Here is a 24,334-nt window from a genome sequence, read left to right on the forward strand (position 1 = left end):
TTGTTCTGCCTCAATGTTGCCGCAAGCTATCACGGCGCCATGCAACTGTATTTCCGCCTTGCCTAAGCCTTTTGGTGGACGCCCTGGCCGAAATACGTTCTATACCGCAGAAATTGTACCGTTCATGCTTATGTGCATGGATCAGTTCTCGCCGATATCTAATGTTCGATGCATGAGCAACCGCCGCGTGTTTCTTCACGCATCCATTGCGGCTGCTCTCATTTCGATCATGGATATAGGAATTGCTCACGCCGGTGATACCGGCGATACGCTCGATGTCAGCAGCATGACACTCACCTTCGAGGACGCTTTCAACGATCTCAGCATCTCTGCCTGGGGTCCTGGTACCCGCTGGATTTCCCACACACCATGGAATGGCGACTTTGGTGGTGCCCGTTTCTCGGATCCGAGCGGCGACTTCCCCTTCGCAATACAGGATGGGATGTTGCGCATTACTGCTGCCCGCGACGGCAAAGGTCTATGGCGCTCCGGCTTGATCGCCTCGGTCGATGAGCATGGAAATGGCTTTTCTCAGCAATATGGCTACTTCGAGATGCGGGCACGATTGCCGGATGACCCGGGTGTCTGGCCAGCCTTCTGGCTTATCGGCAAGGATCGCTCAAAGGCTACCTCAGAGATAGACGTCATCGAGTATTATGGTGACAAGCCCGGTGCCTACTCTTCGACGGTACACGTCTGGCATCGGGACGGGCGGCACGATTCTGCCTTTTCCCGCATCAATGTGTTCGCCACTGCAAACCCCGCTGATTTGCACACCTATGGCGTGAAGATCGATTCCGATTTCATCCGCATGTATTTCGACGGCAATCTTGTCTGGAAAACCAAGATCCCGCCGGAACATCGCCAGCCGATGTATATGCTCATCGACCTTGGTATCGTCGACGGCATATCCAAGATGGCCGCGGCCGACCCATCCTTCATGTTCGTTGATTACGTCAGAGCCTATCAGTTCAGATAGCTCCTGATCATCCAGCCATCCGGCAATTTCTTCCCGAACTGCACGCTGCCACGTGACCATCAACCGACCAGCAGGATCGGTGTTGCGCATAATGCTTTCGGCCGCGTTATGACCGCCATGGCGGACCTCTCCGACAAAATGGCTACGCGCCCCTATGACTTACGACTTTCGGTGGTGCGGACAATCATCCCAATGACCAGCTGGTGCTTTTGCTCCAGCGTGAAATTCTGCGGTCGACGATGAAGCATTTCGCAACATGCCGTCATCCATCGCAGGACAACCCGGAGAGCGATAATGATTGACCGCGAGGCGCAGGCAGACGCAATTGGCGCAGCAAGCATGCATTACGATCGCAATCTTTGCCTTCATCAAATGCTGCGCGCACAGGCCAGAGCAGCACCGGAGGCAACGGCTCTTGTCTCCGGCGACACCCATATCAACTATCGTGACCTTGATCGCATATCCGATGCGCTGGCCTTGCATCTGATAAAGGTGGGCGTGCACAAGGCCGATATCGTCGGCCTCTTTCTACCGCGCAGCGTCAATGCGATCATTTGCACCCTGGCCATACTGAAGGCCGGTGGCGCCTATCTCCCGCTCGATCCAGCCTTTCCCGTGGAACATCTCGACTTCGTTATCGCAGAATGTGCTCCCAAGGTCATTTTCGTCGATAATGCCCATGGCGAGAAGCTTGCCAGCGTGCCGAGCATGAACGGCAGGGTCATCGAAGCGGATGCCATTATCGCAGAAATGGCGCATCGGCCTGGCGCTGCGATGCCGGCAATAGACATAACGGGCGGCGATCTTGCCTATATCATGTATACGTCCGGCTCGACCGGGCGGCCCAAGGGAACGATGATCTGCCATCGCAGCATTTCGCGGGTCGTTCTCGATCAAAACTATGTCGAATTCAGCCGCAATGACGTCGTCCTGCATACGGCCACCATCTCCTTCGACGCATCGACGCTTGAAATCTGGGGTGCGCTTCTCAATGGCAGCATCTTGGCAGTCATGCCGGATACCGATTTCTCGATTTCACGCCTGTCCGATTTCATGCAGGAGACAGGCGTCACTATCGCCTTCCTGACGACAGGGCTGTTCAATCTCTTCGCCGATCATGCCCGCTCATCCCTGCCGAAGCTTCGTCATATCCTCTTCGGAGGCGACGTCGGTTCGGCCGTTCACGCCCGCCGCTTTCTGGAGCATCATCCCGGCTGCAGGCTCACCAACGCCTATGGGCCGACCGAAACGACAGTCTTTGCCACCGCCTTTCAGGTTCTGCCGAGTTTTTCGGGCACCGAGCTGCCGATCGGCAAGGCGATCGCCCATACCGGAATCGCGGTATTGGACGAGGAATTGCGTGTCGTTCCTCCCGGCATTGAAGGCCAATTGGCGATATCGGGCGACGGTCTCGCTATCGGCTATTTCAAGCGCCCGGAACTGACGGAACAGAAATTTGTCACCGTCGAAACCAGGGAGGGCGCGACACGCTTCTATCTGACGGGTGACGTGGCCTGCCTGAAGCCGGACGGCACCGTCACCTTCAAGGGACGCCGTGACCGGCAGATCAAGATCAACGGCAAGCGGATAGAACTCGATGAAATCGAGGCCGCGCTCCGCCGCGACCCACGCCTTGCCGACGGCATCGTGCTTTGCCACATACAGGGCGAGAACCTCAAACGCATCGTGGCCTATCTATGCCCGAAGGAAAGCCATGTGGGCGCGGGCGCCGATCTGGTGCAAGGTGTCATGGCGACGCTGCGCGCGGCTCTTCCCGCCTATATGATCCCGAATGCCACGGTCATCGTTGACGCCTTCCCGCTGACGCCGGCCGGTAAAGTCGATCGTTCGAAGTTGCTGCCTCCTCCGGTCGAAAGCCAGACAAAGCCGGCAGACATCAGGAGCCGGACCGAGGAACTGCTGACGGCCCTATGGCAAGAGGCATTGGCGCTCGAAGGCGTCGATCTCGACCGGAACTTCTTCGATCTTGGCGGCACGTCCCTTCAGCTGATGGAAATTCATGCCGGTCTCGAAGAAGCACTCGGCCATGCGATCGATGTGGTTGCGTTGCTGCGTCATCCGACAATTCGTGAACTGGCGCTTCATCTGGATGGTCGCACATCCGGCCCGACCCGCATTGCCGCCGCGGCTCAGCGTGCCGCGTTGCAGAAGAAGGCGATCTCTCATATCCGCAGGAGCTCCTTATGAAAGGGAATCACCAGGAGAATGGCAAGCAGCGTGATTTCGAAGACAATGAGGAGCTGAGCGAGCAAACTTCCGGGCACATCGCCATTGTCGGCATGTCCGGCCGCTTTCCCGGCGCGCCCTCGGTGCAGGCGCTGTGGCAGCTGGTGCTTGAAGGTAAAAGCGCCTTTTCGCTCTTCTCGCCAGAGGAGATCGAAGACGCGTTTACCGACGAGGAACGGGCGCAGCCGAATTATGTCGCCGCGAGGCCCCATCTCGATGGTGCGGACATGTTCGACGCCGAGTTCTTCGGCATGTTTCCGCGCGAGGCTGCTGTTACCGACCCGCAGCACCGGATCTTCCTCGAAATATGCTGGGAAGCTCTCGAAGACGGCGGTTACGATCCACAGCGCTATGCCGGCCTGATCGGGGTTTTCGCCGGCTCTTCGATGCCGACCTATCTGATCAACAATGTTCTGCACGATCGCACCAAGGCGGAAGAATTCACATCGAACTACCAGATCGGCTGCTTCCATGAGCTTGTCGGCGCGCTCAACGACACGCTGGCGACCCGCGTCGCCTATAAATTCAACCTGCGCGGTCCGGCTTTCACCTTGCAATCCGCCTGCTCAACCTCGCTCCTCGCGGTTTCTCAGGCATGCCAGAACCTGCTGACCTATAGCTGCGACATGGCTCTGGCCGGCGGCATTTCCGTTACCATTCCGCAAAAACGAGGCTATATCTACCAGGAAGGCGGCATGGCCTCGCCCGACGGAACCTGCCGGCCGTTCGATGCCAACGCCGCCGGCACGGTGTTTGCCAGCGGAGCGGGCGTCGTCCTCTTGAAGCGGTATGAAGATGCGCTCAAGGATGGCGATCACATCTATGCGGTCATTCGCGGCTACGGCATCAACAATGACGGCAGCGACAAGGTCGGCTTCACGGCGCCGAGTGTAGAAGGCCAGGCCGAAGCAATCGCGACGGCTCTCGCCAATGCCGCCGTCGATCCCTCGACCATCGGTTATATCGAATGCCATGGCACGGCGACACCGCTCGGCGACCCCATCGAATTCAACGGATTGACGCGCGCCTTCGCGCAGGATGCGCCGGGCTCGGCCAATTGCGCGCTTGGGTCGGTCAAAGGCACGATCGGCCATACGGACGCGGCAGCCGGCGTGACAGGCCTCATCAAGACGGCGCTGGCCTTGCGCTGCGCAAAGATCCCGCCGATGCCCAACTATCACCAGCCAAATCCGCGCATCGATCTTGAGAAAAGCCCCTTCTACATTCCAGAAACAGCAATCGAGTGGCCACAGGGACAGGAGCCGCGAAGAGCGGGGGTCAGCGCTTTCGGCGTAGGCGGAACAAATGTTCACGTCGTTTTGGAGGAGCCCCCCTACCAACCGGCTAAGTCGAAAGAGGTAGAAGGGCATTATATTCTCCCCCTTTCGGCCCGCAACAAGCAGGCGCTCGCCGAGATGCGCACCAATCTGAGCAATCATCTCGCCGAAAACCCGAAGCTTGCGATGGCGCAGCTGGCTCACACGCTTCAAACCGGACGACGCGAGTTCAACCACCGGCTGGCCGTCGCCGCCGAAAATATCGAGGAAGCGATCCTCAAGCTGACGACGGAGAGCTACCAGCCTCTCGTCGCCGCCGATCAGCCGTCGGTCGCCTTCATGTTTCCCGGCCAAGGCGCGCAATATGTCGGCATGGGTGCCGGGCTTTACCGCTCGGAACCGGAGTTTGCCCGCTGGATCGACCGCGGTTCCGAGCTTTTGAAGATGACGCTCGGGCTCGACCTGCGCGACTACATCTGCCACATCGGCCCAGCGACGCAAGCCATCGCCGACGAGCAGCGTGAAACCCGCATCGCCCAGCCCTGCCTCTATCTTGTCGAATATGCGCTTGCCCGATTGTGGCTCAGCCGCGGCGTCAAGCCGTATGCCATGATCGGTCACAGCGTTGGCGAATTTGTTGCCGCTACGCTCGCCAACGTCATTTCGTTCGAAGATGGCCTGCGTCTTGTGGCAAATCGCGGGCGGTTGATGCAGCATCAGCCGCAAGGGGCGATGGTCTCCGTTCGCGCCGATGCCGCAACGACCACCTCGTATCTGCGAGGTGAGGTGGAGATCGCCGCGATCAATGCCCCGAAACTTTGCGTCATCTCCGGCCCCTTTGCCGATATCGAGACGGTTTGCGCAGCACTTTCGGAAGCTGAGATCGCCTTCAGCCGGTTGCACACATCGCACGCGTTCCATTCCGCGATGATGAACGATGCGGCTCTAGCCCTACGCCAGGAGACGGAGAAGGTCACCTACGGTACGGCCACCATCCCCTTCATCTCCGGCGTCACGGGCGATTGGCAGACCGCCGAATTGGCAACATCCCCGGATTACTGGGCCATGCATTGCCGCGACGCCGTTCGCTTTGCCGACGGGCTTGCTACGCTCTGCCGCGACCGCAAACCGGTTCTTCTCGAAGTGGGACCAGGCCGCACACTGTCGGTCTTTGCCGCACAGACGATCGCACGAGACAGTCTTGCCGCGGTCGTACAAAGCCTGCCCGAACACGATCGGGCATCCGCCGCTGCAGCAACTCTTGCAGAGGCTCATGGCAAGCTATGGATGGCAGGGTGCCGCCTCAATTGGCCGGCTCTTCCATCGTCGGCCCAGCATCGGCTGTCCCTGCCGACCTATCCATTCCAGCGGCAGCGCCACTGGATCGATGCCCCGCCATCCGCGCGCCGTGCATCGACCAAGCACATCGATGCCGAAACAGACAGCCGGCCAGTGGCCGAACCCCTTGTCTCTGACGTCAACCTTACCGGGGAGAATCGAGCAATGAATGTTGCAGCAACCATTCCCACCTCCAACCGTCTGCCGCAATTGGAAACGGCTCTTCTGACCTTGCTCAGCGACATGTCGGGCGAAACGCTCGGACCGGACGAGCGGGCAGCAACCTTCCTGGAACTTGGCTTCGATTCCCTCTTCGTCGGCCAGTTTGCGCAACGCATCGAGAAGGACTTCAAGGTCAAGATCTCTTTCCGGGAACTGCTGAGCGACATTCCCTCCGTAGCCGATCTGGCAGTCTATCTCGATCAGCAAATGCCGCCGGATGCGGTAAAAATGGCAGAACCATTGCCCGCCGCCCCAATCGCTGTCGCATCGATGCCGGCCACACCGCTTCCGGCGCCGATGCCGATCATGATGCCCGCTCCGCAAGCCGTATCGATGCCGGCGGGGACATCGGATCTTGCGACGGTGCTGCAATCCCAGATCCAGATGGCGCAAACGCTGTTTTCCCAGCAGTTGCTGATGCTGCAGGCCATGCAGGGCGGGGCTCCGGCTGCCGTAGCGCCAAGCACGCTGCCTATAGCGCCCGTCTTGCCGGCGCCGCAAGCTGCAGCAAGCCAACCCTCCTCTCCTCCGGCCACCGCAGCTCCTGCAGAAAGCGATTTCGGCACTGAGCGCATCAAGCTCTACCGACCGAACGCCAAGAGCGTGACCTCTGAGATTTCCGTTGCCAAACGGGATTTCATCGCCAATCTCACGAGGGCCTATGAAACCAAGAACGCCAAGTCCAAGTCGTTCACGCAGGGTCATCGCGGGCATCTGGCCGATCCGCGCTCCGCATCCGGTTTCCGCGCGGATTGGAAGGAGATGGTCTTCCCGATCGTCTGCGACCACTCCAAAGGCGCCTATATCTGGGACATCGACGGCAACCAGTATGTCGACCTGGTCAATGGCTTCGGACAGACGGCCTTCGGCCATGCGCCTGATTTCGTGATCGACGCCGTTAAAGCTCAAGCCGACCGCGGATTTGCGATCGGTCCGCAGACGCCGCTTGCCGGCGATGTCGCCAAGATGATTGCCGAAGTGACCGGCCATGATCGGGTGACCTTCTGCAACACAGGTTCGGAAGCCGTCATGGCCGCGATGCGGCTTGCGCGCGCCGTCACCGGCCGCGATCGGGTCGTGGTCTTTGCCAATGACTATCACGGCCAGTTCGACGAAGTTCTGGTCAAGGGCCGCAATCGCGCCGACAAGCCGATTGCCCTGCCGGTTGCCTCGGGCATCCCGATGGCCTCCGTGTCGAACATGACGGTCCTGCGCTATGGCGCGCCGGAAAGTATCGATTTTATCCGTGCCAATGCCGGAGATATCGCAGCCGTCATCATCGAGCCGATCCAGAGCCGCCATCCGGAATTGCAGCCGCGCGAATTCGTCCGGGAATTGCGCGACATTGCCACCCAATCCGAATTCGCGCTCGTCTTCGATGAAGTCGTCACCGGCTTCCGCGTCGATCCGGGCGGCATGCAGGCGATCTGGGGCATCAAGGGTGACATGGCGACCTACGGTAAGGTCGTCGGCGGCGGCATGCCGATCGGCGTGCTGGTCGGCAGCCCCCGCTTCATGGATGCGCTCGACGGCGGCCATTGGGCTTACGGCGACAACTCCGTTCCGATGACCGCGCCCACCTTCTTTGCCGGAACATTCGTGCGTCATCCGCTGGTGCTCGCAGCCGCCGAGGCGGTATTGCACCATATCAAGGGAGAAGGCTCCGCCCTCTACGATCGCGTGGCCCAGCGAACCGAGGCGCTCGTCGCCGAGATCAAAGCCGATCTTGCCAGGCGCGGCATCGCCGATATCGTTCATGGCTACAAGAGCTGGTTTGCCACCGACTTCTCCAGCCAGGATCCGCTCGGCGCGCTGTTTTATGCTCAGATGCGGCTGAACGGCGTCCATATACAGGACGGCTACCCCTGCTTCCTGACGACAGCCCACAGCGAGGACGACTTCCGCTCCATCGCGAAAGCCTTCCGCGACAGCCTGGACGCCATGCAGGCCGTCGGCATATTCACCGCGATTGAAGAGCCAACCCTATCTGCAATGCCGATACAGGCATCCGTAACAAGGCTGCAATCGGCGCCGCTGACGGAAGCGCAAACGGAAATATGGCTTGCAGCCCAGGCGGGCGACGAAGCCTCATGCTCGTTCAACGAGTCCTTTTCGCTGACGCTGGAGGGACTGCTGGATGAAAAAGCCATCCAGAAGGCCTTCGACACCGTTATTGCCCGCCACGACGCATTTCATATTCGCTTCGACCGCGGCGGCGAGCACTTCCAGTTCATTCCGGACTTCAAGCTCGACCTGCTGCCGATCCTTGAAGACATCGATGACCAGGGGCTTGCCATTCTCATAGACGATGATGCTCATACGCCCTTCGATCTCATCAATGGTCCTCTGGTTCGCGCCAGCATCATCAAGCTGGCACCCGAAAAACACGTATTGGTCTTCACGGCCCACCACATCATCTGCGACGGGTGGTCGATCAATACCGTCGTCGAAGAACTGGCATCCGCTTACGAGGCCTATAAGGCCGGTAGTGCTCCGGAACTCCAGCCGGCGCTCTCCTTTGCCACCTATTCGACCGACCTTTCCCCAAGACCCGAGAAGTCCCAGGCAACCGAGCAATTCTGGCTCGATCAGTTCAAGACGGTTCCGGATCTTCCCGATCTGCCGCTTGATCGTCCGCGGCCGGAATATCGCAGCTTTGCCGGCGGAAGCTGCACCGGCCATATCGGCACCGATGTCTACAAGGCGCTGAAGAAAAGAGGGGCGAAGTCGGGCGCGACGCTGTTCTCCACCCTGCTCGCGACCCTCCAGGTGATGATATCGCGGCTGTCGGGTCAGGATGACATCGTCATCGCCATCCCCTCGGCCGGCCAAAGCCTGCTCGACGGCCAGATCCTCGTCGGCCATTGCGTCAATCTGCTGCCGTTGCGTCAGGCGGTTTCGCTGGCGGAGCCGTTTGCTGCCCATCTGAAGGCAACGCAGCAGCTCGTCTTCCAGGCCTTCGAACATCAGGACTACACCTACGGTACGCTGGTGCGCAAACTGGATACGAAACGCGATCCGCGCCGCCTGCCGCTCACCGAAATCCAGTTCAACCTGGAGCGCATGGCCGGCGGATCGTCGTTTGGCGGCCTCAAGCCGACCATCGAGCCGAATGCAAAGGCCTTCTCCAACTTCGACCTGTTCTTCAACATGATCGAGGCGAGCGACCACATCCGCATCGATGTCGACTACAACGCCGATGTCTTCGACCGCGCGACCGTGGAACGATGGATCGGCCATTTCTCGACGCTGGCGGCAGCCTTGGCCAAGGATATGGATCACAAGGTGGGCGAGCTGCCACTGCTTTCTGACGAGGAGAAATCCTGGCTGGTCGACGATCTCAATCGGACGGCGATGTCTTACGATCACGATCAATTCGTTTTCTCGCTTTTCTCCAGGCGTGCAGCCGAACATCCGGATGCCGTTGCTGCTCAACATGACGGCCAGTCGATCACGTACGGCGAGCTGGAAACGCGATCGAACCAGCTGGCCCTCTACCTCCAGATGGCGCTTCCAGACCCGGATCAGCGCATTGCAATCCTGATCGAACGGTCACTGAACATGATCGTTGCCCTCCTCGCCGTCATGAAGGCAGGGCATACCTACGTTCCGATGGATCCGGCGCATCCGGAACCGCGCCTGCGGCAGACGCTGGATATAGCCCGCATCCGTGGTCTGATCTGCGACAGCGACGACATGGCTCGGCTTGCCGCGGCGGATATTCCCGTTATCCGGCTCGATCAGGATGCCAAGGCGATCAGCTCGATGACTGGCCTTCCGCTGAAGACCCTGCCCGTCGATACGACCGCGTCGGCCTACATCATCTTCACCTCCGGCTCGACCGGCATGCCGAAGGGCGTGGAGGTTTCGCATCGATCCCTGACGAACTTCCTTCTCTCCATGGCGAAGGAACCAGGCTTCAGCGCAAGCGACACGCTCGTTGCCGTCACGACGATCTCTTTCGATATTGCCGGCCTCGAACTCTACCTGCCGCTGATTTCAGGCGGAAAGGTCGTCATCGCCAGCCGCAGCCAGGTGCAGGATGGTTTCGCTTTGGCAAAGCTCGTCTGCGACCACGACGCTACTGTATTGCAGGCAACGCCCACGCTTTGGCAGATGCTTGTCGAGGCGGGTCTGAAGGATCGGCCGGCGCTGAAAATGCTCTGCGGCGGCGAACCGCTGCCCAGGGAACTGGCGCGCTCCCTGCTTCAAATCGGCGGCGAGCTCTGGAACATGTATGGCCCGACGGAAACGACGATCTGGTCGTCGCTGCAGCGCGTCACGGATGCCGATCAGCCGATCACAATCGGTCATCCGATCGCCAACACCCAGCTCTTCATCCTCGACCAGAGCGAGAATATCGCGCCGGTCGGCGTCGTTGGCGAGCTGCACATTGGCGGCGACGGGCTTGCCGAGGGCTACTTCGATCGTCTCGATCTGACCGAGAAGGCTTTCGTTCCGCATTGCTTTGCGGTCGGCAGGCCGATGCGGCTTTACAAGACCGGCGATGTCGGACGACGGCTTGCCGATGGGTCGCTGCAGCTGCTCGGACGGCGTGACCAGCAGATCAAGCTGCGCGGCTTCCGCATCGAACTCGGCGACATCGAGGCCGTCATTTCCAAGGTGGAAGGCGTGCGCCAATGTGCAACTGTCGTCGCCGAAAACGCCAAGGGCGATCGTTCATTGGTCTGCTACATCGTGCCAGCCGTAAGCGGCAACGATGCACTCGCAGCCGATATCGCGGCACATGCCAAAGCTAATCTGCCGGCGCACATGGTGCCGAGCTTCTGGGTGATGGAAAGCGAGCTACCGCAGACCGGCAACGGGAAACTCGACCGCAAGACCTTGCAGCAGCGTGGCGTGCCGCAGCGCGGTGCCGCGCCAACCAAGGTCCAGCCGAAAACCGAGATGGAACAACGGCTGCTGGCGATCTGGCAGGATGTCCTGAACCTTGGCGACATCGGCGTCGACGACAATCTCTACGCGCTGGGCGCCGATTCACTTGCCATATTCCGCATCGCAGCCCGCATGCGCGACAACGGGCTGCCGCTGGAGGCAAAACATCTGTTGCGCCATCCAACGATTACCGCACTGGCGGCCTTTGCCGATGCCCAGGGGGGGGACCAGTCCGACCCTGTGCAGCTCCATATTCCATCACTGCGAGATTTTCGTAACGGCGCACGCCGCGGCCTGGGGGCATCTCTATGAGTACAGTCGACAACAGTCCAAGCGGCTCGGTTGCAGAACCGCAGATCATCGGTGAATTTCCTTGTACGCAGACACAGCTGCGCTGCTGGATTCTCGATCAGCTCAATCCCGGCAACCCCGCGCTCAACGTTGCGGTCCGCTGGGAGATCCGGGGGATATTCAGGGTCTCGACCCTTGAGGCAGCCTTTCGAAAGATCATTCAGCGCCACGAAATACTTCGAACCCGCTTTATCGAAAGGAACGGCAGCCCCTTCCAGCAGGCCGTCAGCGACGTCAATTTCAAGATGTCGGTGATCGATCTGCGCGGCATGCCGCCGGAACAGCGCCAGGCACGGATCTTGTCGATCGGCGAGGAGACGGCGCAGGCACCCTTCGATCTCAGCACGGCAGGCCTATTCCGCGTCACACTGCTGATGGCTGAAAACGAGCGTGGCTTCCTGCTGATAACAGCTCATCAAAGCTGCTTTGACGGCTGGTCGATCCGTGTTCTCGGGCGGGAAGTCGGCGAAATAGCCGCAGCAATCGATGCGGGGCGTGCACCGGTCCTGCCCGAGCTGCCCTTGCAATATGGCGACTATGCCCTCTGGCAGCAGGAATATCTGCAGAGCTATGGTTTCGAAACGGAAAAAACCTTCTGGCGCGAAACTCTGCTTGGCGCCCCTTATTTCGAAGTCATTTCCGACCGGCCTCGCGGTCAGGTCAAAACCAATCGCGGCGATATTCTCTCCATCGTACAGCCAGCGGCCTTCACCGATCGCATGGATGCGGCCGCGCGCGCGCATTGCGTCTCGCAATATAGTTTCGGCGCGGCCGTCCTCAGCGCGGCCCTTCATCGGCTGACCGAAGCGCCGACCGTGCTCTTCGGCTCGCAGATTGCCGGTCGCGAACACAGCGATCTGGAAGACATGATCGGCGTCTTCATCAACAATCTCGTGCTGCGTTTCGATTTCGGCTCCGATGTCAGCTTTGCCGAGCATATTCGTTCCGTCAGCGCGACGATCGAAGGGGCGCTGAACCATCAGCGCATGCCGTTCAACAAGCTCGTGGAACTGGTCAATCCGGTGCGCGATCCGGCTCGCAACCCGCTGATTTCGGTCAACTTCAACCTGCAGAAGGCCTTTCTGGAAGATCGTCGCTATGGCGGCTTCGAGCTCATCAGCTCGCCCTCGCAGTCCCCCGGCGTCATCTACGACCTCAGCTTCATCATGATCGGACGGCCGACCGGCTGGCGCATGTCGATCGAATACAATGCCGACCTGTTCGAAGCCAGCACCATCGAAAGCCTCCTGCAACTATGGAGGAACGCGTATGAAATTGCTCTCGATCGCCCTGAGGCGCCGCTTTCTTCGCTCATTGCGCCGGAACGGCACGTGGCAACTTCCGCCAAGACTGCGCCGATGGATGGCGCCGTCACAGGCAAATCGCCACCGAATACGCGAATGGAAGCGCTTGCTGAAATCTGGAAGGAAGTCCTACAGGTTCCGCAAATACGCCCGGATGATGATTTCTTCGCGCTCGGTGGCCACTCGCTTCTCGCGCTCCGGCTACTATCGGAAACACGCGCAAGATTCGACGCAAACCCGACATTGCAGCTTCTATTCAAGCAGCCGACGTTTGCGGGCTTTGCAGCTGCAATCTTCGATAGCGAAGAGGTCGAGAAACCGCAGGAAAAAGCCGTAAACCCGTGGGAGCTGATTACCTGCAAACATGGCGTGGGGACCGGCGCGGTCTATACTCTCAACCATCCATTCCTGTACTACCGCCTTGCCAATGAATTACCGGACAGGGTCTCGGTATACAATGTCAACATGTTCCACGCGGATCTAAAAGGCGGCCTGGACCGTCTCAGTATCGAGGATATCGCCGGCCGTGCGATCGATGCCATGCAGATCGACAAGGCCGTGGGACGCATTGCCATCGTCGGTCTCTGCGTCAATGGCGTCCTTGCGATGGAAATCAGCCGGCAACTGCGCGAAAGAGGCATGGATGTCGGCGTCACGGCCATCATCGATGCCTGGGCTCCAGGTTATTTCGCCTCCTTGCCCAAACGGGAGCAAGCGCGATGGCACCGGGAGCGGCGACGTAAGCGTCTTGCCTATTTCACCCGAAAGCTGCTGTCCCGCCGTATCCGGCTGATCGACTATCTCAAGGAGTTCGAAGTCTCACTGTCGCTTCTGAGGATCTTTGGCGTCAAGGCCGGTCAATATTCCCCTGAAGAGGAGGCGAACGAGGCCGTTACCAAATTGCTGGTGGCGGCAGCGCGTCGCTACAAGCCGCCGCAGACAAAGGATGAAAGCGTCGTTCTGCTTAGAAGCAGTGCGACCCATCCTCGGGCGCGCAAAATGCGGTTTGGATGGGGTGATGCGGTCGGAGAGGACTGCATGGTGGTCGATATCGACGGCTGGCACGAGGATTCGCTGACCAGCAACGGTATCCGCGACCTGGCCTCGACGCTCTCGCGAAAACTCACCGCCGACTAGAGCGGATTCAAATTTTAAGTCGAACAGACCTAAAATCATCCGGCTCTAGGTATCCGCCAATGCCCCGGAACAATATCCGGCAAGCGGCCGAGCCATAAGAGGAAACAGCCATGAACGAGACCAAGCCATTGAGGGTCGGCATTCTCGTCGCGCGCGGACATGCGCTCGAAAACTGGGAGCTGATGATCCTGGACCGGATTCTGGCGGCGCCGGGTCTGGAGCTCGCAGCCGTGCTGACCCATCCTTATCCGTTTGGCGACGGGAAGACATCGAAGCTGTTATCCTGGAGCACACGATTGGAGACGCGAGCCCTTGCGCGTCAACCCGCCTATTCGCCAAAGCATTTCAATTGCCGGCGTCACTTTATCGACTGCTACCAATCCGATGGCGACAAGACATGCACCCCTGACAACATCACGGCGGCATCGTTGCGCCGCCTGAAGCTGGATCTCGTCGTCCGCATGGTTCCAACGAGCATGGCCGACGACGCGATCGCTGCTCTCCCATTCGGAGAATGGGCCTTCAATCTCTCCGACCGACGATCGGCCGATGTGGATTGGTACGGCTATGCCGAGGTCCTTGCCCGCGCGTCGACTGCCGATCTGGTCCTCTATGCCAAGCGCGGCGGCAAGGCCGGAAGGCTCGAGATCGCGCGGGCGTCATTCAACATCAAGCCGAGCGCAACACGATTGAGTGCCTTCGTGCGAGAGCGAAGCGTTACACTTCTGCTGCGAGAGCTGACGCGGCTCGCCGACACCAAGCATTTCAATCCATCCGCCTTCACTGGCCCGATTGCCGATCGGCCACCATCGCTCGGTGACCTCTTTCGCTACGGCTGCATCGTCGCAGGATCTGTCTCGGTCAAAGCATTCAAATCGATCAGGGCGAGGCTCCGCGCCGAGTCGGCCATATGGACGCTTTATACGGGACGCGGCCATATCGATGATTTCGATCCGAGCAGGGCGGTCGAAATTCCGCCTTCCGACAACAGCATCAAGGCCGATCCATTCCTGTTTCAGGAAGATGGAAAATGCTATCTGTTCTACGAGGCCTATTCCCGCGGCGACCGCAAGGCGCATATCGCGGTCGGCCGTTTCGACGGTGATGCGCTCACACAGGTCGGGGTAGCGCTGGAGCGCCCCTACCATCTCTCCTATCCATTCATCTTTCGCGATGGTGACCAGATCTTCATGATACCGGAAACGCATCAGGCACGGCGCCTCGAGGTCTGGCGCTGCTGTGAGTTCCCGCTGAAATGGGAGCTCCACGCCACGGCCTTCGAGGGCCAGTCGCCGGCCGATAGCGTCTTGATCCGTCATGACGGCAAATGGTGGCTATTCACCAACCTGTCGGACTTCCATGCCTACGAAGACCATTGCAGCGAGCTCTATCTGTTCGAGGTCGACGGCCCGGCGCTCACAGGCATAAGACCCCACAAGCGAAATCCCGTCGTCATCGGCAGCACCGAGGCGCGCGGCGCAGGGCGTATCTTCGAACGTGACGGCAGGCTCTTGCGACCCTCGCAGCACAATGCGCACGGCATTTACGGCTATGCTCTCAACATCATGGAGATCGAGAAACTCACGCTCGACGACTATTGCGAGCGCCGCATCCGCACCGTTACCCCGGTTTTCAAGGCCGGGCTCCATGGTTGCCATCATTTCGATGCCACCGATGGGCGCTACATTCTCGATGCGCGGCTGACCATCTGACTGATATTTCCATTGCGATAGCGCAGGCACACCTGGTGCCCGCCGGTCGAGGCAACGACGGCGCCGGCGAAGTTGGCAGGTGTGGCAAGTTCCAGAATGGCCCAGTTCTGTGGTGCATCTTCATCCCCCTCCAGCCGTTCCAATCGCGATTGCTTCGATCTGTCGAACGTGACATCGAAACTATCAAGCGGCAGCGACAAACCGGCACCATGGGCTTTGATGAACGCTTCCTTGCGCGTCCAGCAGCGATAGAAACCATCCAGGTAGCCATCAGCCGGCAGCGATCGAAGCGTCTGATACTCCTTGCGGGAGAAGAACCATTTCGCGATATCTTCCTTCAGGAATCGAATTTCCTCGATATCGATGCCGAGCTCATAGTGATCGGAAACGGCAAGCACGGCCCGGTCGGCGCTGTGGCTGAGATTGAAATGGATGGGACAAGCACCGCCGATCGCGACGTAAGGCTTGCCGTTGTCGCCATAGTCGAAGCCTATCAACCGCGGCGGAATGCCGAGATAGCGCCCGAGGATCACCCGCATTCCGGTCCTGGCGGCGACGAAACGATGCCTGTCGCGATCATGGACGAAGCGAATGGTCCGGACGCACTCATCGAGCGACAGCAAGGTGATGTACATGCCGAGATCAGGCAACGGCATGTCCAGCTTCCAGTGCCAGACATCGATTGTGTCAGGCCCGATATTCTCCATGTCAGATCGTTGCGTACAAGAGATTGGCATTCTTCGGTTTGGCCTGACGCGACATCCGCCTGGCCAGGTAGGCGACCAGCGCCACCGGATAATTCTCTCCAAGACTGATGCGGCAGCTGCGCTTCAGGATGTCGAGCGTCTGCGCACAGAGTTCCGGCGTGTATTCGATCTTTCGATCCGTCCAGTGGAAGGGGTTCATCGCCGGGTGACCGGTACGCTGCTGCAGGACCGGTTGCCAGTTGGTATAGACATGGCGGCTGGAATCGAAGAGCCGATAGACGCCGCGCCTGTTTTCCTCGGCAAATCTCTTGGCCTCGTCCGACGTTTCGAAGATGACGTGGAGGCCTGCCGCATTGCCGATATCGTTGTGAGGCCCCACCATGATCCATGCGCTCTTGGCGAAGATTTCGCTCATCACATCGTAACGCTCACGCATGCGGGCAATCATCGGATCGAGCTTTTTCAACTGCACGTTCAGCATGGCGCCTTGAATCTGACTCGCCTTGAAATTTACCCCCAGCATGGGCGGCTCGTTGGCATTGTCGAGGTGGCCGCGAAACATGGAGCCGATATCGTGATACATCCGGGCTCGGGCAAACAGCCGCGCGTCGTTGGTAACGACAGCCCCGCCCTCTCCGCAATTGATGTTCTTGAACTGATTGAAGCTGAAGGCTCCGAAATCACCGATCGTACCGACCCGCTTGGTCTTGTAATGCAATCCGACAGCCTGGCAGGCATCTTCAATGACCACGAGATTGTTCTCGCGGGCAATGCGCATGATGCTGTCCATATCGCACACCATGTTCGACATATGAACCGGAATGATTGCCCTCGTCTGCGGCGTGATCTTACGCAGGATGTCCTGCGGGTCCATGGTGAGCGTGTGGTCGATATCGACCAGAACCGGCACCGCGCCTGCGGCCAGTGGGGCAGCGGCGGTTGCAATCCATGTATAGGCTGGCACGAGCACTTCATCTCCGGGGCCGACGCCGGCGGCAACCAGCGCCGAGATCAGCGCGCCTGTTCCGCTACTCGTCGCCAGCGTATGGCGCACACCGAATTTGGTGGAAAAATCCGCTTCGAAGCGTCCCAGCGGGCCACCGGTCTCGTCGCTGTAGCGTGCCAATTTGCCCGAGGCAAATACCGGCGCGAGCGCCAACCACTCACGTAACCCCACTTTGGCCATGATTTTCGCTCCCCAGGAAACTCGGCATTTGCTGGAGAGCCTAGCCTGTGATTGCCGCATTTTCAGCATGGACTTCCGACTGAAAGGGCCGCCGGAACCGATCAGATCACCTATCCGAAATCGGTAGATATCGTCCGCGCCTATGCCAATCGAACAGTTATCCGCACGCTCGCGATGCTGGTAAAAATTACGAAAATGGGCGGGAAAACGATCATGATAACCAGCGACTTGAGATCTATGCCGGAAGGGATTGAAATACATGCCGATATTGCGATTATCGGCGGCGGACCGGCTGGAATTGCGATCGCCCGCGAGTTTGCGGATACCCGGATTCGTGTCCTTGTCATCGAGAGCGGTGGCCAAGATTACGAGGCTGAAATTCAGGCACTGAATACTGTCGAAAATATTGGTGAGCCATTCGTTTCGGCGAATGCCGTGCCCGAAGGGCGAGGCTATACCGGCAAGCTGGCATGGCTGAACGATATTCCCGCATTCGAGCTGCGAAATCGCATGCTTGGCGGCAGCAGCCATACCTGGATCGGCAAATGCTCCGCCTTCGATGACATCGATTTCCTGAACCGGCCTTGGCTGCTGCTTTCCGGCTGGCCGATCAGTCGCGATCAGCTGCTGCCCGCACTCGATCGTGCTGGCAAACTGCTCAACCTCGGGCCTAACCTTTACGATGAACGCCTCTTTGCGCTGCTGCATTCACGCCCGGACGATCTCGGTCTGGACAATCAGCTTCTCAAGCCCTTCTTCTGGCAATTCAGCCACATGCGCCATCCGCGCGCCGAGCCGACCCGCTTTGCCCGACTTGCGGGCGATATCGCGGCGGCGAACATAAGTTTTCTGACACAAGCGACGGTGACCGAGATCAATGTCGACCGCCAGGGCAGAAGAGTAACCTCGCTCGATCTCGTGAGCCCGATCGGCCGACACGCGATTGTCCATGCGAACACGATCGTTCTTTGCGGCGGCGGCGTCGAGAATGCACGCCTGCTGCTTGCATCCAATTCCCGGTTGCCGGCAGGCGTGGGCAACAAGCACGACGTTGTCGGCCGCTATCTCTGCGACCATCCCCGCACATCGCTCTGCCGCTTTACGGGGCGCGACATCGACGCCATCGCAAGGCATTTCAATTTCTATGGCCTCAGCCATGGCGGGCATACGCATTTCTATCTCAGGGGCCTGTCCTTGAGCCCTGAAATTCAAGCACGCGAAGGCCTTACCAACTGCGCCGCCTATCCGGTGCAGATCCACGCTACGGATGATCCCTGGGCAGCGCTGAAGCGCCTGACGAAGGGGGCGGGCAAGACCGCCATGGGAGATCTTGCGACGGTCGTGAAATCGGCTGACATGATCGCCTCAGGGCTCTACGGACGCCTCGTGCGCAAGCGCGGTCTGCCGCATCGCTCGACGGAATTGCGCTTCGACGTCATGGTCGAACAACAGCTCAATCCGGAGAGCCGCATCACCTTGGCGAAACAACGCGATCGATTCGGTCAGCCATTGCCGCGTATCGACTGGAAGATAGGGCCGCGCGAAATAAACAGCGTCAAGCGGCTTGCTGGGCTTGTTTCAAGCGAATTCGTTCGCGTTGACTTACCGAGGCCCGAGCTACCGGATTGGATCGTGGCAAGGGAGAACACCCTGCCCGTCTTCATGGATATGGCGCATCCCTCCTGCACCACCCGCATGGGAACCGACCCGCGGACGAGCGTCGTTGACACCAACGCCATGGTTCATGGCATCGACGGCCTGTTCGTCGCCGGCAGCTCGGTGTTTCCAACGCCGGGCCACGCCAATCCGACGCTGATGCTGCTTGCCTTGTCGATCCGTCTTGCCGATCACCTCAAGCAACGACACGCGGCCACGCAGGTGCACAGACTGCGTCATCAGAGCGAACCGGGCCTATCGCTCCATCACGGCTAGAGCCTTCCGCTCGAATCGCGAAAAGGCTCCAGCCTTTTTGGTAATTCCTGACTGAAAGCCGCTATGCACTTTTCCTAGAATTGCTCTAGCCCAGCCGAAAATAGAAGCCGGCGCTCTCGCTGCGGCCGAGCTCGGGGTGGGTATCTATGGCATGCGACAGGGAAGGAATGGACCAGCGATCGACCAGTTTGTAGCCGAGCCTTGCGATATCGCCGGTGAAGTCCGCTTCGTTGCGCATGTGATAGGGGACATACGACCTGCCGATGCGTTCCAGTGTGACGATAGTCCTGCCCTTGCGGAGTGCAACCTTGTTGAGGATCAGATGACGCGGCCGAGAGGGCATTTGCGATACCAGGCCGGACAGCGGCATATCGAGATATTGCATCAACCCGGATCCGAGCAGCAATGGCATCTCGCCGGCATCTCCGATCCGATCGACAAAGGATAAACTCGTCAGGCCCTCCTTCTCGGCAAGGCCTTGCCCGGCGCGGACGATGGCCGGCAAATCATATACGACCCAACGAAATGCACCATCGAGCGGCAGCAGGGGGCGAAAGGCCCGATATTTCGTGCCCATATGCCCACCGGCGTCGACGAGGCCATCGATCTCGTGCAGCAAATTGCGGACCCAGAACAGCACCGGATAGTCCCACGGCGTCACTTCACACATTTTGGCGAATGCAACGGTTGCGATCTCATCGTGATCGTAGCCGGCCATAGTGTGCCTGGGGGCAGCAGCCATAGCAGCCTCATAGCTGTCGTAGGCGCCCGTAAACCGGCGTGGAAAGGGCAAGAGATAGTTCAGCCGCCCTCTGGCCAGGCGCAGCGGCAAAAGCCCCTGTGCGACCGTCTGTGCGGTGCCCTTAACGGCCGAACGTGCATGCGCCGACCACGATGAACCGGACCACAACGAAGCTGTCATCTTGCACCCCTTATCTCTGTCCATTCAATCGTCGCCGATCAGCGTCTGCCCGAGAGAATCGAAACTGTGCCTCCACTCATCTTCTCCAGAGCCAGAAGCGTGCAGACATAGATTGCGCCGCCCGAGACCACCTGCAGCAACACAGTCAGTACACGTTGCATACTGAGCGATCCGGCGAAATAACCGAGCCCGTAAACCGCCGACGCCATCAATGCGACGGCAACGGCAAGATAGCCGCTCTTGCGCAGCACACGTCCCCACCGGAGGCCGCCATAGCTCTTTTGCAGGTGCATCGATGTGAAGAAGGAGATCAGGGATGCCGCGCATTGGCCCCAGGCAGCAGCGACAACGCCGAAAGGTGCCAGAAGCAGGATCAGCGAGACGGAGACCACTGCGTTGAGCAGGAGGGTCGGCGGCATGCGCCTGATATTGCCCGACAGGGACAACAGCGCCTCCGTCACGTAACCCGGCATCAACAGGATCTGTTTCAGCGACAGGATCGCCACGAGAACTGCCGCAGGCGCCCATTTTTCGCCGAGAACAATCTCGATCAAATCGGAGGATATCAGCGAAAGACCAAGATAGATCGGCGTGCAGATCGCCATGAGAACCGTCATGAAGACGGTTGCAGAGGGGCCGGCGTCGCGAACCTGCCTTCCGTCCACCCCGATCACGATCGCCGCCCGGCGAAACAAGGTCCAGGCCAGCATTCGCGCCGGCTCGCCAATGAGTTCGGAAAATGCCGCGACGATGCGCTCCGCAACCCGATAGTAACCTGCCTCCGAAAGGCCTAGAAAGCTGCCGATCGCGAGCGTTCCGGAATAGGATCGCAGAAAGAGGATCAGCCGGTTCGACAGGATATGGCTTGAAAATTCGAGAATCTCGCGCGCGAAAGGCCAGGTCAGATAGAGCCTGGGACGCCAGGCGAGTACGGCTGCCGAGCCGGCAAGACAGACCAGCTGCGAAACGAGCCGTCCGGCCGCGAGCGAAAACACGTTCCATCCGAGCCACAGTCCCAACAACGTGGCGCAGAACCCGGCAATTTCGCTCGCTATGCGGATAGCGGCCTGTTTGCGCAGCAGGCCACGCGCGACCAACAGCCCATCGTAAACCGCGTAAAGAGACGATGGCAAAAACCAGCAGCTGAAAAGAACGAGGAGAAGCGCTTCGTGCTGCCTGCCGAAAAAGCGCCAGGCAATGGCGGCACCCAGCAGCCCGACGACCGTGACGAGCACGCCGGCAACGATCGAGAGTGTGCCGATCTGGTCGAGCTCCCGGTCCGTACACTCGGCCTTCATGACAAACTCGCCCCATCCGCCCTCTGAGATCACGACAAGCATGACGACGATGGCGGAGCTGAACGCATAGAGGCCGAATTCGGCCGATTCCAGCACGCGGGCGGCGACGAGGAATATGAGAAGCTGGACGACCTGCGATACGACTTTCGAAACGAGCGTCGAGGCTCCGTCGCCGACGATCGCGGGCATGCGGGCGCGCAGCCAATGACGCAGGCTCGTCCAGACAGTGCGCTTGGGGCGAAGCGGAAAGCTATCCATCAGCGCACCGTCGCGGTAAGTAAATACGAGCAAATCCGGCCTTCGCATCGCCCGGTTGAGAAATTCTGTTTAAATTTAACATGATAATCCACAGTTCTTTCCAGCCCTGCACCAGATAAAATCTATAATGTTCCCATTCAGGACATGATTCCGTGTAATGAAACGCTGCCTGTAAGCGGGGTGCGCCGGAATTATTCGATTTTGTTTTGCAGAAATTATCGCCCTGAACGTCAGGGTCCCATCGAAATTCTCGGCAATAGAAGAGGGGCTTGCCGGCAATTGTCATGAAACACCACGCAGAGCCGCTTATGAAAGACGAAAACAATGATCGCATCGCCTCGAGACAGCCAGGTGGATTGCGCCAGAAACTTTTGCTTCGTTGGATTCTGGTGATCTTCTGCCTTGTCGCTTGGATTGCTGTCGCCGCTTTTTTCATTTGGTGAGACGTTCTTTTTCGTTGCGTGCGAGCAACACGACGCCGACCGTTTTTACGAGAATTGCAAAGTCGGTGCGCAATGAACGACTGTGGAAGTAATCCAGATCGAACTGGATACGCTCCTCATAGGTGGTTTCCGCATGGCGGTTGACCTGCCAGAGGCCCGTGATCCCCGGCCGCAGCCCCAGATAGCAATAGAGATTGGCTCCATAGCGATCGAGCTCCGCGGCAACGACGGGTCGAGGTCCGACCAGGCTCATGTCACCGCGCTGAACATTCACCAATTGTGGCAGCTCGTCGGCGCTGCTCATGCGCAGATACTTCCCGAGCCAGTGCACGCGCGGGTCGTTGGTCAGCTTCTGCGTCGATAGCCATTCCTGCTTTCGCACCTCATCACGGGCTAGCAGCTCCGCCAGCTGCCGATCGGCATCCTTGCGCATCGTGCGGAATTTCAGGCAGTCGAACGGGCGTCCATCGCGGCCGACACGCGTATGGCGATAGATGATGGGCCGGCCGTCGACCAGAAGCAATGCAATCGCGATGACAAGCAGAGCCGGCGCCAGAAACAACAGCCCGAGCCCAGAAAGAACAAGATCGACAATACGCTTGGCGCGTCCGCGCCGTTCCGTCCGCTTCGCCTCGCGACGAGATCGCTCGCGATGGGCAATGCTGTCAAAAGTCGATAACATCTTCCGGACCCCTCACCACTATCATGCTTCCTTCAAAGGCTGCCAGCTGCCCCAATCCTTGACAATTGACCCTGCGGACATTGGGTTAGTCCCATTGGCGTAGGACGCCGGACACAGAGCTACCCCCAAGCCTCAGCCTGCCTCATCGATCAGCCGATGAGCGGCTGAAAAGTCGTCATTCAAGGTCGACCGCAAGTGCATCCCGGCGGCGTTTGCGCGGTCGAGAACGCGATCGTACAGGGCGAGCAATGCGTCGCGCCACGAGACCGGTGTATGCGCCAGCTCACCTGACCGGCGGAGGCAATTCACACTCATCAGGCGAAGCAGCATGTCATCGCTGGCAAGCCGGCGCATTCCGCTTGCGAGCGTTTCCACCTTTCCGCCCTGAAAGGTCAGGCCGCATCCGAGCATCGAAAGTTCGTCGCCGAGAAGCGCGGTGTCCGGCAAGATCACCGGTATGCCGCTTGTCACGGCCTCGAGTGCTGCCAGTCCGAAGGGTTCCGGCACCCGGGAGGAAACAACGAGCGCACGCGCGTCGCAAAGGATGTTCCGCATCTCGCTCTTGGACTTCCAGCCATGAATGACGACCTCGGGAAAATCCCGCTCCAGGCGAGCGCGACCGGCGCCGTCGCCTATGATCTGCAGCCTCCCACCGGCAAGCCGTGCCGCGATCGCGGCATCCTCAAATCCCTTTTCCGGCTCCAGCCGGCCAACAAAGAAAAAGTCGCGCTTCTTCCAGGGCTCCGTGGGATGGTCAAGGAAGGGCTCAACCGGATTGCGAATTGTCTCGATGTTGCCCATGTCGATCTGCCCGCGGGCGAAATATTCGCGCATGCGTTGATGCACGACGACGATATTGGCGGCAAATTGCTGGATGGGATAATAATGCTCCCTCACCATATGGCGGGCCGATCTCCAGATCTTCTCGTGGTAGCCGCGTTTGTCGCAGTTTGTCGCCAGACAGCCGAGCGACATCGGCGTCAACGGGCAGACCTGGCTTCTGCGGTAATTGGCAAACCCACCGTTCGGGCAGGAGAGGAAATAGTCGTGAGCGTGCAGGACGACACGGTCGCGAACCGGCCACAAAGCCCGAAAAATAGATGGCGACAGGATCTTCGACCAGCCATGGACATGATAGATGGTGCCCTTGGTATCGACGCGCGACATCAGAGCATTGAGCCCGTCATAGGCTTGACGGCTGTAAAGGCCGCTGGCAAGCGCGCTGAGACGTGGCTGCTGCATCAGCGGCTGCGCTGCCAGATTGATGGTGTCAGATGCCGGTCTTTCGGAGCCGGCGCTATCGCCGGCGAAATAGGTGACGGCGACCCCGGCTTCCTGCAGCAAGGTAGCTGAAAGTATCGCAAGATTCGACGCTCCGCCTATCTTGGCGGAGCGGTCGTTGATGACGACGATGCGATCGAGGCCGGATGAGCGCGCCACAGG

12 protein-coding genes are annotated in these 24,334 nt (G+C 59.4%); 6 read left to right on the top strand and 6 right to left on the bottom strand.

The genetic code is table 11. The features are described 5' to 3' along the window. Window positions 1-13: 13 nt before the first annotated feature. The 5 genes from AC13Q5_RS28795 to AC13Q5_RS28815 all read left to right on the top strand — a co-directional run bounded on the left by AC13Q5_RS28795 (window position 14) and on the right by AC13Q5_RS28815 (window position 15,463). Window positions 14-979: a glycoside hydrolase family 16 protein gene (locus tag AC13Q5_RS28795; RefSeq protein ID WP_488503994.1), complete on the top strand. Its 966-nt coding sequence runs from the start codon at window positions 14-16 to the stop codon at window positions 977-979. A gap of 294 nt (window positions 980-1,273) precedes the next feature. Beyond that, a complete protein-coding gene (locus AC13Q5_RS28800; protein WP_488503995.1) occupies window positions 1,274-3,187 on the top strand; it encodes a non-ribosomal peptide synthetase in 1,914 nt (637 codons plus the stop codon). Next, window positions 3,184-11,271, top strand: a complete 8,088-nt coding sequence (locus AC13Q5_RS28805) for an amino acid adenylation domain-containing protein (protein WP_488503996.1) — start codon at window positions 3,184-3,186, stop codon at window positions 11,269-11,271. The genes AC13Q5_RS28800 and AC13Q5_RS28805 overlap by 4 nt, the downstream gene beginning before the upstream one ends. After that, entirely contained in the window at window positions 11,268-13,751 is a 2,484-nt protein-coding gene (locus AC13Q5_RS28810; protein ID WP_488503997.1) for a condensation domain-containing protein, read from the top strand. Before AC13Q5_RS28805 ends, AC13Q5_RS28810 begins: the two co-directional genes overlap by 4 nt. 110 nt (window positions 13,752-13,861) lie before the next feature. Continuing rightward, on the top strand, window positions 13,862-15,463 hold the full coding sequence (locus AC13Q5_RS28815; RefSeq protein WP_488503998.1) for a glucosamine inositolphosphorylceramide transferase family protein: 1,602 nt from the start codon (window positions 13,862-13,864) through the stop codon (window positions 15,461-15,463). Here the strand turns inward: AC13Q5_RS28815 and AC13Q5_RS28820 are convergent. Together AC13Q5_RS28820 and AC13Q5_RS28825 are read right to left on the bottom strand one after the other, a co-directional pair. Next, on the bottom strand, window positions 15,433-16,170 hold the full coding sequence (locus AC13Q5_RS28820; RefSeq protein WP_075855007.1) for a 4'-phosphopantetheinyl transferase family protein: 738 nt from the start codon (window positions 16,168-16,170) through the stop codon (window positions 15,433-15,435). The two genes, AC13Q5_RS28815 and AC13Q5_RS28820, sit on opposite strands and share 31 nt — an antisense overlap. A gap of 1 nt (window position 16,171) precedes the next feature. Then, a complete protein-coding gene (locus AC13Q5_RS28825; protein WP_488503999.1) occupies window positions 16,172-17,356 on the bottom strand; it encodes a DegT/DnrJ/EryC1/StrS family aminotransferase in 1,185 nt (394 codons plus the stop codon). 213 nt (window positions 17,357-17,569) lie between these two features. Here AC13Q5_RS28825 and AC13Q5_RS28830 point away from each other — a divergent pair, with 213 nt between their 5' ends. Beyond that, window positions 17,570-19,288 (top strand): GMC oxidoreductase, encoded by a 1,719-nt coding sequence (locus tag AC13Q5_RS28830; protein WP_488504000.1) that lies wholly within the window; start codon window positions 17,570-17,572, stop codon window positions 19,286-19,288. 85 nt (window positions 19,289-19,373) lie between these two features. On the opposite strand, the gene AC13Q5_RS28835 is transcribed toward AC13Q5_RS28830, so the two are convergent. From AC13Q5_RS28835 to AC13Q5_RS28850, 4 genes are all read right to left on the bottom strand, one after another. Continuing rightward, window positions 19,374-20,210: a methyltransferase, TIGR04325 family gene (locus AC13Q5_RS28835; protein ID WP_488504001.1), complete on the bottom strand. Its 837-nt coding sequence runs from the start codon at window positions 20,208-20,210 to the stop codon at window positions 19,374-19,376. A 38-nt stretch (window positions 20,211-20,248) separates the two neighbouring features. After that, window positions 20,249-21,799 carry an oligosaccharide flippase family protein gene (locus AC13Q5_RS28840; RefSeq protein WP_488504002.1) on the bottom strand — a complete coding sequence of 517 codons (1,551 nt, stop codon included), beginning with the start codon at window positions 21,797-21,799 and terminating at the stop codon, window positions 20,249-20,251. A 399-nt stretch (window positions 21,800-22,198) separates the two neighbouring features. Beyond that, a complete protein-coding gene (locus tag AC13Q5_RS28845) occupies window positions 22,199-22,891 on the bottom strand; it encodes a sugar transferase (protein ID WP_488504003.1) in 693 nt (230 codons plus the stop codon). 132 nt (window positions 22,892-23,023) lie between these two features. Then, complete coding sequence (locus AC13Q5_RS28850; RefSeq protein WP_457877812.1) at window positions 23,024-24,331, bottom strand: glycosyltransferase family 4 protein; 1,308 nt, start codon at window positions 24,329-24,331, stop codon at window positions 23,024-23,026. Window positions 24,332-24,334: the final 3 nt, after the last annotated feature.

This window comes from Martinezella sp. CNPSo 3964, assembly GCF_057784375.1.

Coding starts and splice junctions, on each gene's coding strand:
- AC13Q5_RS28795 (WP_488503994.1), top strand. CDS start 14: ATGTTGCCGCAAGCTATCACGGCGCCATGCAACTGTATTTCCGCCTTG.
- AC13Q5_RS28800 (WP_488503995.1), top strand. CDS start 1,274: ATGATTGACCGCGAGGCGCAGGCAGACGCAATTGGCGCAGCAAGCATG.
- AC13Q5_RS28805 (WP_488503996.1), top strand. CDS start 3,184: ATGAAAGGGAATCACCAGGAGAATGGCAAGCAGCGTGATTTCGAAGAC.
- AC13Q5_RS28810 (WP_488503997.1), top strand. CDS start 11,268: ATGAGTACAGTCGACAACAGTCCAAGCGGCTCGGTTGCAGAACCGCAG.
- AC13Q5_RS28815 (WP_488503998.1), top strand. CDS start 13,862: ATGAACGAGACCAAGCCATTGAGGGTCGGCATTCTCGTCGCGCGCGGA.
- AC13Q5_RS28820 (WP_075855007.1), bottom strand. CDS start 16,170: ATGGAGAATATCGGGCCTGACACAATCGATGTCTGGCACTGGAAGCTG.
- AC13Q5_RS28825 (WP_488503999.1), bottom strand. CDS start 17,356: ATGGCCAAAGTGGGGTTACGTGAGTGGTTGGCGCTCGCGCCGGTATTT.
- AC13Q5_RS28830 (WP_488504000.1), top strand. CDS start 17,570: ATGATAACCAGCGACTTGAGATCTATGCCGGAAGGGATTGAAATACAT.
- AC13Q5_RS28835 (WP_488504001.1), bottom strand. CDS start 20,210: ATGACAGCTTCGTTGTGGTCCGGTTCATCGTGGTCGGCGCATGCACGT.
- AC13Q5_RS28845 (WP_488504003.1), bottom strand. CDS start 22,891: ATGTTATCGACTTTTGACAGCATTGCCCATCGCGAGCGATCTCGTCGC.